The sequence below is a fragment of the Nocardia amamiensis NBRC 102102 genome (assembly GCF_001612745.1).
Classification (GTDB): Bacteria; Actinomycetota; Actinomycetes; order Mycobacteriales; family Mycobacteriaceae; genus Nocardia; species Nocardia amamiensis.
In genome coordinates this window covers 1-16,088 of record NZ_BDBA01000163.1, presented here as the reverse complement: position 1 = coordinate 16,088, position 16,088 = coordinate 1, and the positions used below count along the sequence as shown (strand labels likewise).

Sequence of the window (16,088 nt, the reverse complement as noted above, 5' to 3'; positions counted from 1 at the left end):
GTGTTTCCCCTCTGTCAGGTGCCCGATGCGGCGATTTGCAGCTTGGCGCTGTCCCCGGCGACCTCGATCCATCGGTTCTCCGAGGTCGTCGAGCCGTTCTTCAGGGTATAGGTCAGTGCGACCACTGCCCGATTCGCGCCGCTCTGCGTGACCGAGCCCACGCGGACCGCACGAATCGTGCCCCAGAAGTTCACATACGAGTCGTAGCCGGTCTGCGCCTGGTAGCCGGGCGACAGCTGAGACCAGGCGCCGGAAACGTTGCCGGGCAGCATGCCGTAGTAGCCCTGGATGAAGGAGGCGATCCGGTCCGGCGTCGGCGGGCCGGACTGCGTGGTCGTTCCGGTCGCGGTCGGGCCGGGCGTGGTCGACGTGGCGGGCGGCGTCGTGGTCTGGGTCGAGGGAGTCGGCGTGGGTGCAGCGGAGCTCGGTCCGGGGGTGGGGGTCGCCGGGGGCGTAGTGGCAGGGGCGGGTTGGGGCGGCGCGGCCGCGGAGGTAGCCGTCGGCCCGGACGCGGATGCGGGTCCGGACGTGGACGCGGTGGTGCCAGGTGCCGGAGCCGGTGCGGGGGTTTGCGCTGGGGCCTGTTGCGGGCCCGGCGCGGCCGCATCGGCCGATGGCAGCGAATTCTCGGCGGCCACACCGGGAGGCACAACCGCCGATGTCGGTGTGGCGCCGTCTCCGTCGTCGCCTGCACTCACCGTCGCGATGATTCCAGCCAGGATCAGTACGCCTACTACCGCTGCCGCAGCTATGGCGAGCATCCGGCTGCGGTTGGACCCGACCAGAACGCCCGGCAAGGTCGCGGCCATGCGCCCTTGCGACGGGATCGCAGGGCGCTGGGCGGCAACCGGATGCGGTGCGGGCGGGCCCATGACCGCGGCGGGCACCACCGCGGTGGCGCCGGTGTCGCTCGAGTTCTCGGTCGGCGCGGTCGCGGTCCGTTGCGGCAGAACCGTCGTCGCGGCCGTACCGGGTGCCGGCATCACCGTGGTCACCGGCGCGGGCAGTTCCGGATTACGGCCGGCGGCAACGGCTTCCAGCGCCTGCTTCGCCTCGTGCATGGTCGGCCGGGCATCGATGGTCGGTGCGAGCAGGCGCATCAGCACCGGGCCGAGCGGGCCCGCGGACTCCGGCGTTGGGATCTCGGCCCTGGCCACCGCGTGTAGCAGCGCGAGCGGGTTGTCGCCCTCGCCGAACGGCGGGCTGCCCTGCACCGCGGCGTACAGCGTGGAACCGAGCGCGAAGACGTCGGAGGCCGGTTCGGGATTCTCGCCGCGCGCCACCTCCGGCGACAGGTAGGCGGGCGTCCCGGCGAGAAAGCCGGTGGCCGTGACCGTCACGTCGCCGACCGCGCGGGAGATGCCGAAATCGGTGATCTTCACCGTGCCGTCGTCGGCGACCAGCAGGTTGGCCGGTTTGACATCGCGGTGCATGATGCCGGCGTCGTGGGCTGCGGCCAGAGCGCTCGCGGCCTGCGCGCCGATCTTGGCGACCTCCAGCGGAGGCAGGGTGCCGTTGCCCGACAGCTTGGCCGCCAGGCTCGGCGCGTCCAGGTACTCCATGACCAGCCAGGGCTGGCCGTCTTCCTCGGCGACGTCGAAGACGGTGATGGCGTTCGGATGATGCAGGCGCGCCGCGATCCTGCCCTCGCGCATGGCGCGCAGTTTCGCCTCCAGTGCCGCCGACCCGGACAGTCCCGGACCGAGCAGCACCTGTTTGACCGCCACGGTGCGCTGCAGCCGCACATCGGTGGCTCGCCAGACCACACCCATGGCGCCGGTGCCGATCGGATCCGTGAGCCGGTATCGTCCCGCGATCAATCGATCCGCCGTCATCGTGGTGTGCCTCTCCTACTTACGCGCCGAGCCGTTCCGCACTCAGCGCGCAAGCCCGGAGAAATCTCCGGAACACGTACGCGCCGAGGTGTTTTTGCACCACCGAGCAGAGACGCGAACGCATCCGCCGACTGCTCCGGATGCAGTTACAACGCCTTCGACAATGGCACATCCTCCCGACAGACATCCACCTGCCCGCGCCGATATGGGCGATGGCCCAGGTCAATACCGCGCGCCCCCGGCCGGCGACGCGCCGCCCGGGGGCGCCGATCGACACCGGGCACGGCATCCGACCAGGTAGCAAAGGCCCTTGGGGCGCAGCCGCAGCCCGCGCTTGGACGGGCGGCGCCGCTTAGTGAACGGCGATCACACCAGCCGCCGCATTCGCTCGAAGTCCCTGACTCAGTAGCGAGTTCGCGATGGACACGCGACGGCCGATGGGCACGGCGGTCCGGCGTTCAAGCATTCACCCCCGCGCGATAGCAGACCAATCGGTCGTTTCATCGAGGGCGCGGCTCAGCAAATGGAACCGGGCAAAGTGGACACGAGCGCGAGCTGTCTTGTTCCGAAGAGCCTGCCGCCCAGCCGTTCCGTTCGTCCTCCGAAACGGCGCGCGGCAGGGCATACCTTCGACAACCCGTCAGGCGTTGAAGTACTTCGCCTCCGGATGCAGGAGGACGAACGCGTCGGTGGATTGTTCCGGATGCAATTGCAGCTCTTCGGACAGCACGACGCCGATGCGGTCGGCCTCTAGCAGGTCGACCAGCTTGGCGCGGTCTTCCAGGTCGGGGCAGGCGCCGTAGCCGAAGGAGTAGCGTGCGCCGCGGTAGCCGAGTTTGAAGTACTCCAGCACGTCGGCCGGGTCGGAGTCGGCGACCGCGTGGCCCTCGAGGACGAGTTCCTCGCGGACGCGGCGGTGCCAGTATTCGGCGAGCGCCTCGGTGAGCTGGACGCCGATGCCGTGCACCTCGAGATAGTCGCGGTAGCTGTCGCCCGCGAACAGCTCGTTGGCGAAGTCGGCGATCGGCTGGCCCATGGTGACCAGCTGGAACGGCAGAACGTCCACCTGACCGGTCGCTTTGGCGTGGGCCCGCGACCGGATGAAGTCGGCGATGCAGAGGAATCGGTCGCGCTGCTGGCGCGGGAAGGTGAACCGATACCGTTCCGGCGCATCAGGATCCGGTTCGGTGAGCACGATGACCTCGTCGCCATCGGACACCGCGGGGAAATAGCCGTACACCACCGCGGCGTGCTGCAGCACGCCCTCGGTGCTCAGCCGGTCCAGCCACGCGCGCAGACGGGGCCTGCCCTCCGTCTCGACCAGTTCCTCGTAGCTGGGGCCGTCGCCGCCGCGCTGCCCGCGCAGGCCCCACTGGCCGAGGAACAGCGCCCGCTCGTCGAGCAGGCCCGAGTACTCGTGCAGCGCGAGCCCTTTCACCACGCGCGTGCCCCAGAACGGCGGCACCGGCACCGGCAGATCCGCCGCGACGTCGGAGCGCTCGGGTACCACGACGGGCACTTCGGCCGCCCTGCGCTCCGCGGCGATCCGCTTGGACCGCTCGTGCCGGGCCTTGCGCTCGGCGGCCTGCTCCCGCTCGGCGATGGCCTCCGGGCTGTCCGGGTCTGGCCCGCCGCCGCGCTTGCGGGTCATGATGTCGCCCATCAGCCGCAGGCCCTCGAACGCGTCGCGCGCGTAGTGCACGTCGCCCTCGTAGACCTCGGTGAGGTCGTTCTCCACGTATGAGCGGGTGAGCGCCGCACCGCCGAGCAGAACCGGGAACTGCCCGGCCACGCCTTTGGCGTTGAGCTCCTCGAGGTTCTCCTTCATCACCACCGTCGACTTCACCAGCAGACCGGACATGCCGATGACGTCGGCCTTCTTGTCCACCGCCGCGTCGAGGATGGTGGAGATCGGCTGCTTGATGCCGAGGTTGACCACCTCGTAGCCGTTGTTGGACAGGATGATGTCGACCAGGTTCTTGCCGATGTCGTGCACGTCGCCCTTGACGGTGGCCAGCACGATGCGGCCTTTGCCGCTGTCGTCGGTCGCCTCCATGTGCGGTTCCAGATACGCGACGGCGGCCTTCATCACCTCGGCGGACTGCAGTACGAACGGCAGCTGCATCTGACCGGACCCGAACAGCTCGCCGACCGTCTTCATCCCCGCCAGCAGCGTCTCGTTGATGATCCGCAGCGGCGGCACCTCGCTCATGGCCGCGTCCAGATCGGCCTCCATCCCCGCCCGCTCGCCGTCGACGATCCGCCGCTCCAGCCGCTCGAACAGCGGCAGCGCGGCCAGTTCCTCGGCCCGCGAGGCCTTCGACGACGACGTGGACACGCCCTCGAACAGCTCCATCAGCTTCTGCAGCGGGTCGTAGCCCTCGGCGCGGCGGTCGTACACCAGATCCAGCGCGGCCTTGCGCTGTTCGTCCGGAATCCGGCTGATCGGCAGGATCTTCGACGCGTGCACGATCGCGGAGTCCAATCCGGCCTCGACGCATTCGTGCATGAACACCGAGTTGAGCACCTGCCGGGCCGCCGGGTTGAGACCGAAGGAGATGTTGGACAGCCCCAGCGTGGTCTGCACCTCCGGGTGGCGGCGCTTGAGCTCGCGGATGGCCTCGATGGTCTCCATACCGTCGCGGCGCGACTCCTCCTGGCCGGTGCCGAGGGTGAAGGTGAGCGTATCGATGATGATGTCGCTCTCCGACAGGCCCCAGTTGCCGGTGATGTCGGCGATCAGCCGCTCGGCGATCTCCACCTTCTTCGCGGCGGTGCGGGCCTGGCCCTCCTCGTCGATGGTCAGCGCGACCACCGCGGCGCCGTGCTCGGCGACCAGCCGCATGGTCTGCTGGAAGCGCGACTCGGGGCCGTCGCCGTCCTCGTAGTTCACCGAGTTCACCGCGCAGCGCCCGCCGAGATGTTCCAGCCCGGCCTGCAGCACCGGGGTCTCGGTCGAGTCGAGCATGATCGGCAGCGTGGACGCGGTGGCCAGGCGGCCGGCCAGCTCCGCCATGTCCTGGGAGCCGTCGCGGCCGACGTAGTCGACGCACAGGTCGAGCATGTGCGCGCCGTCGCGGGTCTGGTCCTTGGCGATGTCCAGGCACTTCTGCCAGTCGCCTGCCAGCATGGCATCGCGGAATGCCTTGGAGCCGTTGGCATTCGTGCGCTCGCCGATCATCAGGATCGAGGCGTCCTGCTCGAACGGCACCGCGGTGTACATACTGGCCACACTCGGCTCGTGCACCGGGTCGCGGCGCTCGGCGACCGGCGGCAGCGTCGGCTCGACCTCGCGCAGCGCGGCGGCGACCTGACGGATGTGCTCGGGGGTGGTGCCGCAGCAGCCGCCGACCAGCCCCAGCCCGAATTCCGTGACGAACCCGCGCAGCGCGACCGCCAACTCCTCGGGGGTGAGCGGGTACACCGCGCCATTCGCGCCGAGCACCGGGAGTCCGGCGTTCGGCATCACCGAGACCGGCACTCGCGCGTGCCGGGACAAGTGCCGCAGGTGCTCGCTCATCTCGTCCGGACCGGTGGCGCAGTTCAGGCCGATCATGTCGATGCCGAGCGGCTCCAGCGCCGTGAGCGCGGCGCCGATCTCGCTGCCGACCAGCATGGTGCCGGTGGTCTCCACCGTGACGTGCGTGATGATCGGGATCCGGCGGCCAAGCCGTGCCATCGCCCGCCTGCTGCCGGTCACTGCCGCCTTCACCTGCAGCAGGTCCTGGCAGGTCTCGATGAGGATGGCGTCGGCGCCGCCGTCGAGCATGCCCAGCGCGGCCTCGGCGTAGGCGTCGCGCAGCGCGGCGTACGGGGCATGGCCCAGCGTCGGGAGCTTGGTGCCCGGCCCCATCGAACCGAGCACATACCGCGGCGTACCGTCGGAGGACGGGCCCATCTCGTCGGCGACCTCACGCGCCAGCCTGGTACCGCGCTCGGACAGGTCGCGGATCCGGTCGGCGATGTCGTAGTCCGCGAGGTTGGATAGATTGCAGCCGAAGGTGTTGGTCTCGACCGCGTCGGCGCCCGCCTCGAAATACGCGCGGTGGATCATCCGCAGCACGTCGGGGCGGGTTTCGTTGAGGATCTCGTTGCAGCCCTCCAGCCCGCGGAAATCGTCCAGGGTCAGATCGGTGGCTTGCAGCATCGTGGCCATCGCACCGTCACCGATGACGACACGACGGCGCAGCGTGTCGAGTAGCGTGGTGTCGAACTCGGCGGGGATGGACGCAGACATGGGTTCCAGGGTAGTGGGCGGGCCGGACAAACCAGGCCACCACGTCGAAGCTCGGTGTCCTGCACCACACGGACACGGTGCCGCCGCCTGCCCCGTCCCAGCCGCGGGGAACACATCACCGATCCCACCGGCATACGGCACGCCATGTCGACGAACGCCGTAGGCTGACCGAGTGAACGCCAGTGAAACTCCCGATCCGGAACTGCCGACGTTGCGGGATCCAGTACTGGTCGCCGCCTTCGAGGGCTGGAACGACGCCGGGGACGCGGCCAGCGGCGCCGTCGAGCATCTGGAACTGATCTGGGATGCCGAGCCGTTGGCCGAACTCGACTCCGAGGACTACTACGACTATCAGGTCAACCGGCCGGCGGTACGCCAGGTGGACGGTGTGACCAGGGAAATCCAGTGGCCGTCGACGATGCTGTCGGTCTGCTCGCCGCCGGGCAGCGATCGTGACGTGGTGCTGCTGCGCGGCATCGAGCCGAACATGCGCTGGCGCAGCTTCTGCGGCGACCTGCTGGAGTTCATCGAACAGCTCGGGGTGCAGACCGTCGTCATCCTGGGCGCGCTGCTGGCCGACACCCCGCACACCAGACCGGTGCCGGTGACCGGCTCGGCCTACAGCAAGGAGGCGGCCGAGCGGTTCAACCTGGAGCAGACCCGCTACGAGGGTCCGACCGGGATCACCGGTGTGCTGCAGGATCAGTGTGTGAAGGCGGGGGTGCCCGCGGTGTCGTTCTGGGCCGCCGTTCCGCACTACGTCTCCCAGCCGCCGAACCCGAAGGCGACCATCGCGCTGCTGCACCGGGTCGAGGATGTACTCGACATCGAGGTCCCGCTGGGCGAGCTGCCCAAACAGGCCGAGGACTGGGAGACCGCGGTGAACGAGATGACCGTGGGCGACGACGAGATCAGCGAATACGTGCGTTCACTGGAGGAGCGCGGCGACGCCGCGGCCGACGTGAACGAGGCGATGGCCAAGATCGACGGCGACGCCATCGCGGCGGAATTCGAAAAGTACCTGCGTAGGCGGGGTCCGGGCAGCTTCGGGCTCTGACCGCCCGGTCCGCGGCGGCCTCGGCCGGCGCGGGCGCGCCCGATTCACCGGAAGTTCGCCAGGGGGCCGCCGTCGGACCGGAAAGCGGCCGCCTCCTACACTCTCGCCGGTGAAAGTGCTCCCGATCGTCGCGCATCTGCGCAGTTTCGACGACCGGGTCGCCGTCCATTGCCCCGACCCGGGTGCGGCGAACGTCGCCGCGGCGGAGCCGATGCCGCAAGCGACGCAGCGGGTCACCTACGCTCGGCTCGCCGCGCTCGTCGAGGACTACGCGACCGAGCTCGGGCCGGCCCGCCGCCTCGTCGCGCTCGCCGCGCGCAACGATCTCGCCTCGCTCGTGGCGTATCTCGGCGCGCTCAGCGCCGGATGCGTGGTGCTGCTGACCGGAGAGATCACCGCGGAGTTGCGGGCGGCCTACGATCCGGACGTCGTCATCGAGGCGGGCCGCGCCGACGTGGTCCGGGAGAACTCCGCGCATCGCCTGCACCCGGATCTCGCGTTGCTGCTGAGCACGTCGGGTTCCACCGGGTCGCCGAAGCTGGTGCGGCTCTCGGCGACGAACCTGCGGGCCAACGCCGCTGCGATCGCCGAGTACCTGGCGATCGGCCCGGACGACTGTGCGGCCACCACGCTGCCGATGTACTACTGCTACGGGCTCTCGGTGGTGCACAGTCATCTGTTACGCGGTGCGAGCTTGCTCCTCAGCGACCGGTCGGTATTGGACGTCCAGTTCTGGCACGCTTTCCGGGACTGCCGCGCAACGTCGTTCGCCGCCGTCCCCTACACCATCGACCTGCTCGACCGCATCGGCTTCCCCCGCATGGCGTTGCCGCACCTGCGCTATGTCACCCAGGCGGGCGGCAGGCTCGCGCCGGATCGGGTCCGCGAGTACGCCGCGCTCGGCGGGCGATCCGGCTGGGATTTCGTGGTCATGTACGGCCAGACCGAGGCGACCGCTCGGATGGCCTATCTGCCCGCTCATCTGGCGACCGAGCAACCCGACTGCATCGGAATCCCGATTCCCGGCGGCGAATTCACTCTCGAACCGATCGAGGAAGACGCCGAGGGACCGAGTGAGCTGGTCTATCACGGCCCCAACGTGATGATGGGTTACGCCCGATCCGCCGAGGAGCTCGCCCTCGGCCGCACGATCAGTGCGCTGCGCACCGGTGACCTGGCCCGCCGCACCCCGGAAGGGCTCTATCAGGTGGTCGGCAGACGCAGCCGGTTCGCCAAGATCTACGGCCTCCGCATCGATCTGGAGCGTCTCGAATACGGGCTCGGCGACGCCGGATTCGCGTCGTGCTGCACCGATGACGACGCGCACTTGATCGTTGCGGTCGAGAGCCCCCGGTCGGATCCCACCGAGATCGCGGCCCGACTGGCCGGGTTGCCCGCCGCGGCGGTCCGGTTCCTTCCGGTCGAGCGGATCCCGCGGCTACCCAGCGGCAAACCCGACTACCCGGCTATCCGAGGACTGGCCGAACCCACGCCGCAGGTGCATGACGTGCGAGCCCTGTACGCCGCGACCCTCGGCATCGACCCGGCGCGGATCCGGCCGGACCGCACGTTCGTCGATCTCGGCGGCAACTCGCTGACCTACGTGGCCACCGCGGCGCGGCTGGAGCGCATGCTCGGCCACCTGCCCACCGACTGGCCGAACACCTCCGTCGCGGACCTGGAACGGCTTCCGGAGAAAAGCAGGCGCTTCGGACATGCACTGGACACCGGAACGCTGCTGCGCGCCATCGGCATCGTGCTGATCGTGGGATCGCACGCAGGCGTGTTCGTGCTGTGGGGTGCGGCACACGTGCTGCTCGGCGTCGCGGGATTCAACTTCGCGCGTTTCGCGGTGACCGCGGCACCACGTGCGGAGCGGCTGCGTCACACGCTGCGCACCGTGGCCTCGATCGCGGTCCCGACCGCGGCCTGGGTGGCGCTCACCCTGATGTGTGGTGATTACTACGGCTGGCAGAACGTGCTGCTGCTGAACAAGATTCTCGGCCCCCGCGGCAGCCCGACCGCCGGGCACCTGTGGTTTCTCGAGGTGCTCGTCTACTTCATGCTCGCCGCCGCGCTACTGATCCGGATCCCCTGGGTGGACCGCCTGCAACGGGCCGATCCGTTCTGGTTCGCGATGGCGCTCGTCGCGGTGAGTCTCGTGTTCCGATACCAGGCGTTCGGTCTGTATCCAGCGAAGGACGTTCCGTTCTCACCGCTGGCGGTGTGGCTCTTCGCGCTCGGCTGGGCGGCGGCGAAGGCCGGATCGACGTGCCAGCGGGTCGCGGTCAGTGCCGTCGTACTGGTCACCGTACCCGGCTATTTCGGCGTTACCGATCGGGAAAGGCTGGTCATGGCGGGTTTGCTCGCGTTGGTGTGGTTGGCCGCGATCCGGGTTCCCGCGATCGTCGCCGTTTGCGCAGCCGTGCTGGCCGATAGCTCGCTGTTCGCCTATCTGCTGCACTGGCAGGTGTATCCACTGTTCGGCCGGCACCACCTCGTGGCGCTGCTGGCATCTCTCGCAGCGGGTGTTGCCGCGGCCAAAATGGTGGCGATACTGCGACGCTGGGGATCCAGGAGATTCCGGGCAATCCGGTCGAGCCGTCAGCTCTCCACGGTCCAGACCCGAGCCGCCGCCTCCTGAGCGAGTTTCGCGATCAGGATGTCGCGCGGAATGGTTTGGCCGGCAAAGTGATCGAGTGAGGGAACCACCACGTGGTGCGCGTCGGCACGCTTGAGTTCCGCGGTGAGCTCCGCCAAAGCCGTCCCGTCACCCCCGGTCGATTCATGGAACGTTGCGGCGAAGCAGAGCCCTTCTTCGCGAGCGAGGCTGCTCATCGCCGCCTCCAGCTCTTTGCTGTGGCCATCGGCCAGATCGTCACGCAAGTATCCATAGATCAACGCTTCCACCCGAACCTCCGTTGGATTGGGATCGCTGTTCTCTGAAGTGGATCCACCCGTTCTACGGGGTTACTGCGCTTCATGCAAGAGCAGATGTACTTGCAGTTGCTCTGGTAGAGATGCCTGGCAAACTCTCCGCGTCGATAACGAGCATGCACCATGCCGCGCCGCGAATCGAGCTGTCAACCCGATGACATCTGTCTGCCCTATCGGGGACACCAAACGTTAACTGGTGCGATACTACAGACGTGGCCGCTACTGACGATCGACCCGTCTGGGCAGTCCGGATGCGTTCCGAGCGTGACGCGAGGGGGTGGTCGCAAGCCGACGCGGTTCGCGTGATGCGCGGGAAGTCATCCCACAACCTGCCCACGGACAGCACCCTCCTACGCAACTGGCGCCGTTGGGAATCGGGCGAATCACGCCCGGACGATTTCTACGCCCCCATCATCGCCGCCACCTTCGACACGGTGACCGCGGCGTTCTTTCCCAAGGCCAGACCGAACCGGGACGACGAATTGCTCTCCGCGACCGGCATGGACACGCTCGAGTTCCTCGCCAGAATTCGCATCTCGGACGTGTCCCCGGTGACGCTGGAGGCTGTCCGGATCACCGCCGAGCGCCTGTGCTGCGAGTACTCCTACGCCGACCCGCACGACCTGCACACCGAGGGCACCGCGTGGCTGCGCAGGATCACCTCGTTGCTGGACGGTCGCCTGACCCTGGCCCAGCACCGCGAAATCCTCGTCCTCGCCGGATGGGTCGCGCTGCTGGTCGGATGCGTCGACTACGACCTGGGCCGGCGCACCGCCGCCGAGGCCACCCGCCGGGCCGCCCACTCGCTGGGGCAGGAGGCCGAGAACGCCGAGATCACCGCGTGGGCAGCGGAAATGACCGCGTGGTTCGCGCTCACCCAGGGCAACTACCGTGGCGTGATCGAGACGGTGCGGCCGACGCTGGAAGTGAGCCAGGACCTGCGCGTCGGCGTGCAACTGGCCGCCCAGTGCGCCAAAGCCTGGGCCAGGCTGGGCAATCCACGCGAGGTGGAGTCCGCGCTCGCGGAGGGTCGGGCAATCTTGGAGCGACTCGAACATCCGGCGAATCTGGACAACCATTTCGTCATCGACGCGCACAAGTTCGACTTCTACGCGATGGACTGCTGCCGGGTGGCGGGCGAGGATCGGCTCGCCGAATCCTACGCCCGCGAAGTGATCCGGAACGCGACCCGCCCCGACGGCACGGTGCGCAACCCGATGCGGATCGCCGAGGCGCACCTGACGCTGGCCGTGGTCGCGGTCCGCGAGCGTGATCTGGAGACGGCGGTGGCCGAGGGCATGCGCGCGTTCGCGGGCAGGCGGCGTTCGCTGCCGTCGCTGATGTGGATCGCGGGCGAAGTCGCGCGCGAGATCATCGAGCGCTATCCCGGCGATCCGCGCACCCGCGCGTATCTGGACCAGCTGCGCTCGCTGTCCGTCGAGTGAGCCGACCTGGCCCGCAGCTTCGGCGAACGGTGACGAACCGGACGCGTCCACGCCGAACACCGGAACGTCGTGCAGGCGGCGACCAGCCCGCTACTACGCTGTTCCCGGTGACCGACTCCGATGACGGCTGCGCCGGCGACCGCTGGGACGAGCGGCTGCGGCTGTTCTCCTTCGCGACCGCCGAGCGCCGCGCGGACTACCTGCGGGTGCTGCGCGCCTTCGACAGCGCGCGGGCGGCCTACGTGGTGTTGCTGCACGCGGACGACGTCGCGGAGTGGATCGAGCGCAACGGAAGCATGCTGCGCACACCCGATCTGGACGATACGAACCAACCGGTCGCGAATCGGGCGGGAGTCGATCCCGAGCAGTGGCGAAACAGTCCGGACGATTCGCGCAGCGTGGAGTCCGAAACACCTGCGCCGGATCATTCCCCGGCCGCCGGACGCCCGACGGCGGCACGCCTGACCGCCGCCGAGATCGGCCCCCTACTCGACCAGCTCCACCAATGGGGCGTGCTGGAGCGCAGCTACGACGGAACCCGCGCCGCGACCCTGGCCGAGTATCGCAACCGGCACTACGTCTACCAGTTCTCGCAGGCGGGATTTCAGGCCTACCGGGCGGTCGCCGGTGTGCTCAGCGCCCGCCTCGACGAGGCCTCGCTCTCGCGTCTGGTGCTGCCGGAGCTGCTGGCCGATCTGCACGCGCTGGCCCAGGCGAACCGGTCAGGCGACGCCGAGCGGGTCTACCGCACCTTGCGTCGCCTCGACGCCGCGCTGTCGGAGCTGGCCGCCCGCGCCGCGCACTTCTATCTCGGACTCGGGGATATGGTCCGGACCACCGAGATCACCCCGGAGTCGTTTCTCGCGCACAAAGACGCGCTGCTGGCGCACATGCGGGAGTTCAGCCTCGACTTGGCCCGATTCACCCCGAGACTGGCGGCGGCCATCGCGGAGATCGAGGAGACCGGCGTCGAGGAGCTGATCGCTCGTGCGGCGCGCTGTGACGAGCGGGTGCTGCTGAGCATCGCCGAACGCCGGTCGGATTGGCAGGCCAGATGGGACGGACTGCGCACCTGGTTCGTCGCGTCCGGCAGCGGCGAGTCTGCGGGGGCGACGGAAGCCGAGCGGCTGCGCGAGGCAACGATGAGCGCCATCGCCGCGGTGCTCTCACTGCTGCGGCGGGTCACCGAGACGCGGCGCGGTGGGGTGAGCCGGGAATCGGCGCTGCGGCATCTGGCCGCCTGGTTCACCGCGGCACCGAGCGCGGACAGCGCCCACGCGCTGTTCGACGCGGTATTCGGCCTCGGCAAGCCGCGGCATCTGGCGATGGAGCACCCGGACGCCGACCTGATTCCGGCGGTCCGGTCCTGGTGGGACGCACCCCCATTGGAGATTTCGCGCACGCTCGCCGAGACCGGGCGGCCCCCGTCCGCGGGCGCGCCCGCGCGAATCCACCGCAACGACGCCGGGATCCGGCGGCTGCGCGAGGCCCAGTTGGACGCGCAGCGGTCGCGCGCCGAGGCTGCCCGGTCGCTGGCCTCCGGCGACGTGCACGAGCGGGTCCTGGACGAACGGGAAACCGAAGTGCTGCTGCGCCTGCTGGACGCCGCGTCCACCGCCTGGGTTCCGGTGCGCGGCCGGGTGGCGGGCACCACCGGTTCGGACAGCGGGGTCACGCTGACGGTGTCCGAGCACGACGGCCCGACCGTCGTGCGCACCACGCGCGGGCTGCTGCACCTGAACAACCGGGCACTGAAGATCGAGCAGACCACCAAGACGCGCCCGCGCACTTCCGGGGAGCGTGGCTGATGCACGGACGCGCCGTCGACACCCTCGCGCTGGACAACTATCAGCGCGCCGCCCGCGTCATCCTGGCCAATCATCTGGTGACCCGCACCTATCCGGATCGGATCGCGCTGCCCCTGATCCGCCGCTGGGCCACCGAACTCCGTGAGGACCTCGCCGAATTGTTCGGCTACCGGCTGGAAGTCACCGAGACCACGGCGCGGGTGTTCCCCGTGCTGGACCGTCTGGACGCGAGCAGGCCGGCCCGCACGCCTGCCGAGCGTGTGTTCGACCGGCGCCGCTATGCCTATCTCGCCTTGGCGCTCGCCGCGCTCGGGCGCGCGGGCGATCAGGTCACGCTGTCGGAGCTGGCCGATCAGGTCGCCGCCTACGCGGGCCGGGTGGACGGTCTCGAGCTGGCCACGGACCGGGCGTCCGATCGGGACGCGTTCGTCGACGCGGTCGGCTGGCTGACCATGCGCGGGGCGCTCACCTTGGCCGACGGCGACGCGGGCGGTTGGGCCAGCGATCCGGAGGCGGGTGAAGCGCTCTACGACATCGACCGGCCGGTGGTCTTCGCGCTGTTCCGGCCGCCGCGGGCGTTGCAGCATCTGCACAGTGTGCGCGGGTTGTTCGCCGAGGAGGCCACCGCCACCGGGGTTTCCGCGCACGTCCCGAGCACCGCCGAGATCGCCCGCCGGGTGCGCAGGGCGCTGGTCGAACGACCGGTGGTCTACATCGATGATCTCGCGCCCGAAGAACGTCCGGTGCTCGTGCAGGACCGGATCGTCGCGGATGTGGAGCTGTTCACCGGTCTGCGTGCCGAGCGCCGCGCCGAAGGTGTCGCGCTGATCGACACTTCGGGACGGCTGTCGGACACGCGGTTCCCCGGGACCGGCACGCTCGCCCAGGTCGCCCTGCTGCTGGCGGGAGAGATCGCCGACCGCGTGCTGGACATCGACAACCCGCTGCCGCGCCGCCGCGGCGCTCCGCACCCGGATGGGGCGCTCGCCGGGCAACTGGACGCGGCCATCCCCGAATCCACCCTGTTCACACCGCTGGCCCAGCCGCACTCGCCGGATTCGCTTCCGGCCGATACCGGTTCGCCGGATTGCGAGCCGGATCACGAGGCCGAGCCGGTGGCGAGCACCTATCCAGTTGTCGACCCGGCGTGGCTGCGCGAGACGATGCAGGCGCTGACCGACCGGTACGGCGCCACCTTCGCCGCGCAGTGGCAGGCCGACGTGCCGCGTCTCACCACGGAGGTGGTGGCGCTGCTGGAACGGCTGCGGCTGGTGCAGGCGGTCGGCGAGGGACTGCTCGTGCTCCCCGCTCTGGCCCGCTACCGCGGCGCGGTCGTGACGGTACGCACCAAGCGGGCCGCGGAGCTGTTCGTCACCGCGGCCGACACCTACGGGCCCGGCGGCACCGGGACGGAAGGGAACTGACGGATGTCGCTCATTCACGCAGGAGTGCGGTTCACTCCCACCCGCGCCGGGATCGTCAACCTCTGGGACTACCGCGACCAGGAATTCTGTTTCGCCGACGGCAGATTGGTGCTGCGCGGGCCGAACGGGTCGGGCAAGACCAAGGCGCTGGAGGTGCTGTTCCCGTTCGTGCTGGACGGGCGGATCGAACCGCGCCGGCTCAACCCGTTCGCCGGCGAGGAACGCACGATGAAGTCGAACCTGCTCTACCGCAAGCAGGACTCGGCCTACTCCTACGTCTGGATGGAGTTCGCACGCGGTCGCTGGGACGACCCGGAAGTGGTCACGGTCGGCATCGGCATGCGCGCGACCCGGTCATCGGACAAGGTGACCCGCTGGTACTTCGTGGCCGACGGCCGCGTCGGCGTGGACTTCTCGCTGATCGGCCCGGACGACCGTCCGTTCACCCGCAAACAACTCGCCGAACAGATCGGCAGCGACTCGATCGTCGACCGGCCGATGGACTACCGCAACGCCATCGACGCGCGCATGTTCGGTCTCGGCGCACAGCGCTACGACCAGCTGATCAACCTGATCCTCACGCTGCGCCGCCCGCAGCTGGCCAAGAACCTGGATCCGCGCGGGCTGTCCCAGGCGCTCACCGACGGCCTGCGCCCGCTCGACGAGCAACTGATCCTGGACGCCGCCCGGTCGTTCAGCGACATGGAGGAGGTGGCCCGCACCCTCGAGGGGCTGGTCAACGCCGACACCGCGACCAGGGCTTTCGTCGAGGTCTATCGGAAATACCTCGCGGTTCAGGCGAAAGCGGACGTCGACCAGGTGCGGGCCCGGCTCGACGCGGTCACGCACGCGAGCACCGCGCTGTTCGCGGCGACCGCGCTGCGGGAACGCAGGGAAACCGAACGCGCCGCCGCCGAAACCCGAGCCGACGACGCCGACCGCGCCTACGAGCAAGCCCTCGCCGATCGGGAAAACCTGCGGCGTTCCAGCGCTTACGAGGGCAAGCAGCAACTCGAAGACCTGGCCGACGCGGTACGGCGGTTGGAGACCTCGGCTGGCGTGCACGCCGACAAGGCGCTCAAAGCGCAGCAGACCTTGGACCAGCGCGCCGCGGAGGCCGAACGCGCGCGCAGCGCGGTCGAAACCGCCACTGCCGCGCTCGCCCGTGGCGAGGACGACCTGCGCGGCGCCGCCGAGGAGGCGGGCATCGCGTGGACGCCGATGCCCGAGACGGCACGGGCCGAACAGCTCACCACGGCCGTGCGGGGCCACGCCGAGGAGCGCGACGCCGATGTCCGCGCGGTGCGCAGGGCATTGGGTGCGGTGGACACCGCGGCCGCCGAAC

At 69.5% G+C, this 16,088-nt stretch carries 8 protein-coding genes and 1 pseudogene; 6 read left to right on the top strand and 3 right to left on the bottom strand.

The window, feature by feature from the left end:
- Nucleotides 1–14: 14 nt before the first annotated feature.
- A complete protein-coding gene (locus NA4_RS26750; RefSeq protein ID WP_067475801.1) occupies nt 15–1,835 on the bottom strand; it encodes a serine/threonine-protein kinase in 1,821 nt (606 codons plus the stop codon).
- A 640-nt stretch (nt 1,836–2,475) separates the two neighbouring features.
- Nucleotides 2,476–6,072 carry a methionine synthase gene (gene metH / locus NA4_RS26745; protein ID WP_157129322.1) on the bottom strand — a complete coding sequence of 1,199 codons (3,597 nt, stop codon included), beginning with the start codon at nt 6,070–6,072 and terminating at the stop codon, nt 2,476–2,478.
- A gap of 172 nt (nt 6,073–6,244) precedes the next feature.
- Here metH and NA4_RS26740 point away from each other — a divergent pair, with 172 nt between their 5' ends.
- The gene (locus NA4_RS26740; protein WP_067475797.1) at nt 6,245–7,129 is read left to right on the top strand and encodes a PAC2 family protein; all 885 of its coding nucleotides are present in this window, start codon (nt 6,245–6,247) and stop codon (nt 7,127–7,129) included.
- A 109-nt stretch (nt 7,130–7,238) separates the two neighbouring features.
- Nucleotides 7,239–9,773, top strand: a complete 2,535-nt coding sequence (locus tag NA4_RS26735) for an AMP-binding protein (RefSeq protein WP_157129321.1) — start codon at nt 7,239–7,241, stop codon at nt 9,771–9,773.
- Here the strand turns inward: NA4_RS26735 and NA4_RS26730 are convergent.
- A complete protein-coding gene (locus NA4_RS26730; RefSeq protein WP_067475793.1) occupies nt 9,734–10,039 on the bottom strand; it encodes a hypothetical protein in 306 nt (101 codons plus the stop codon). The genes NA4_RS26735 and NA4_RS26730 overlap by 40 nt on opposite strands.
- 332 nt (nt 10,040–10,371) lie before the next feature.
- Between NA4_RS26730 and NA4_RS26725 the strand changes: the two genes are divergently transcribed.
- The 4 genes and pseudogenes from NA4_RS26725 to NA4_RS26710 form a co-directional block, all read left to right on the top strand.
- Nucleotides 10,372–11,511 carry an NsdA family TPR-like regulatory protein gene (locus NA4_RS26725; RefSeq protein ID WP_067475843.1) on the top strand — a complete coding sequence of 380 codons (1,140 nt, stop codon included), beginning with the start codon at nt 10,372–10,374 and terminating at the stop codon, nt 11,509–11,511.
- A 155-nt stretch (nt 11,512–11,666) separates the two neighbouring features.
- Nucleotides 11,667–13,319, top strand: coding sequence for a TIGR02677 family protein (locus tag NA4_RS26720; RefSeq protein WP_373862839.1), 1,653 nt, complete (start codon nt 11,667–11,669; stop codon nt 13,317–13,319).
- Complete coding sequence (locus tag NA4_RS26715; RefSeq protein WP_067475788.1) at nt 13,319–14,743, top strand: TIGR02678 family protein; 1,425 nt, start codon at nt 13,319–13,321, stop codon at nt 14,741–14,743. Before NA4_RS26720 ends, NA4_RS26715 begins: the two co-directional genes overlap by 1 nt.
- A gap of 3 nt (nt 14,744–14,746) precedes the next feature.
- Nucleotides 14,747–16,088: pseudogene (locus tag NA4_RS26710) on the top strand (endonuclease); the annotation flags it as partial.

What these genes read in the sequence shown, in the direction of transcription:
- NA4_RS26750 (WP_067475801.1), bottom strand. Translation starts at nt 1,835, where the DNA reads ATGACGGCGGATCGATTGATCGCGGGACGATACCGGCTCACGGATCCG.
- metH (WP_157129322.1), bottom strand. Translation starts at nt 6,072, where the DNA reads ATGTCTGCGTCCATCCCCGCCGAGTTCGACACCACGCTACTCGACACG.
- NA4_RS26725 (WP_067475843.1), top strand. Translation starts at nt 10,372, where the DNA reads ATGCGCGGGAAGTCATCCCACAACCTGCCCACGGACAGCACCCTCCTA.
- NA4_RS26715 (WP_067475788.1), top strand. Translation starts at nt 13,319, where the DNA reads ATGCACGGACGCGCCGTCGACACCCTCGCGCTGGACAACTATCAGCGC.